Below are 268 nucleotides of genomic sequence, written 5' to 3' on the forward strand. Positions count from 1 at the left end.
GTCGCGTAGTGCGATCACGTCATCGGCCGGCTGTCCGATGAGTCGGATCGCGGCCGAGACGAGCGGCACGGCGATGGCATCGGGCGTGAATGGCAGGCGCTGCACGGTATGGCGGCTGAATCCGGAATGAGCGCCTACGCGGTCTTCGTCGAACGGGTGCTCTGGTGGTGGGCATGCGAGCTTGCGCCGTTGCTGGTAGAGGGCGAGCAAAAGGTTGGCGTAGTCGTGACGGGTCCCAGGTCTGATCAGCGCGCCATTGTGTCTTCGT

Annotated in this window: 1 protein-coding gene; it reads right to left on the bottom strand. The window is 64.6% G+C overall.

The genetic code is table 11. The features are described 5' to 3' along the window. On the bottom strand, positions 1-268 hold a 268-nt coding region (locus tag RVY79_RS19880; protein WP_317466295.1), incomplete at both ends, for a hypothetical protein.

The organism is Chromohalobacter sp. HP20-39 (assembly GCF_033052815.1).
Lineage (GTDB): Bacteria > Pseudomonadota > Gammaproteobacteria > Pseudomonadales > Halomonadaceae > Chromohalobacter.